The following is a 1122-nucleotide window of genomic DNA, read 5'->3' on the forward strand; positions in this document are numbered from 1 at the left end:
TCCTCACTGGTGCCCTGCCCGTGCACCATCCGTTCGAGGATCTGGACGAGCCAGTACGTCCCCTCACGACACGGCGTGCACTTGCCACAGCTCTCGTGCTTGTAGAACTCGGTCCACTTCATGACCGCCCACGGGACCGACACGGTCTCGTTGAAGATCTGCACCGCCGTGGTACCCAGCATCGACCCCGCCGCCGCCGCACCCTCGAAGTCCAGCGGGACATCCAGGTGCTCGGCGGTGAACATCGGCGTCGACGACCCACCCGGCGTCCAGAACTTCAGCGGAACGCCGTCCTTCATACCCCCGGCCAGCTCCAACAGCTCACGCAGCGTCACACCCAGCGGGGCCTCGTACTGACCCGGCCGCTCCACATGCCCGGACAGCGAATAAATCTTCGGACCGGGGCTGCGCTCCGAGCCCATCAACCGGAACCAGTCACTACCCCCGGACACGATGTCAGGGACCGACGCGATCGTCTCCACATTGTTCACCACCGTCGGCGACGCGTAGAGCCCCGACGTCGCCGGGAACGGCGGCTTGAGCCGCGGCTGACCACGACGACCCTCCAGCGAGTCGAGCAGCGCCGTCTCCTCCCCACAGATGTAGGCACCCGCACCAGCGTGCACCACGATGTCGAGGGAGAACCCGGAACCCAGGATGTCGGCACCCAGGTAGCCCTTCGCATACGCCTCCACGACCGCCTGGCGCAGCCTGCGGATGCAGTGCAGCGCCTCACCACGGACATAGATCGCACAGAAGTTCGCACGGATCGCGTAGCTGGTGATGACACAGCCCTCGATCAACGAGTGCGGGTCGGCCATCATCGTCGGAATGTCCTTGCACGTACCCGGCTCGCCCTCGTCGGCATTGATCACCAGGTACTTCGGCTTCGCACCGGCACCCGTCGGACCCTGCGGGATGAACGACCACTTCATGCCCGTCGGGAACCCGGCGCCACCGCGGCCACGCAGCCCGGAGTCCTTCACCAGCGTGATCAGCTGGTCGGGGTGAGCAGCCAGCGCGGTACGCAGCGCCGTGTAGCCGCCGGTCTCCTCGTAGGTGTCGATCGACCACGACCGGTCGAGCTGCCACCGGCGCGTCAGCACCGGGGTCAGCGGATCG

At 66.6% G+C, this 1122-nt stretch carries 1 protein-coding gene; it reads right to left on the bottom strand.

The genetic code is table 11. The features are described from left to right. Positions 1-1122: NADH-quinone oxidoreductase subunit NuoF (gene nuoF / locus TOK_RS29575; protein ID WP_141566617.1), on the bottom strand; the 1122-nt coding region annotated here is incomplete at both ends.

This window comes from Pseudonocardia sp. N23 (genome assembly GCF_002583555.1).
In the GTDB taxonomy this organism is placed as follows: domain Bacteria; phylum Actinomycetota; class Actinomycetes; order Mycobacteriales; family Pseudonocardiaceae; genus Pseudonocardia.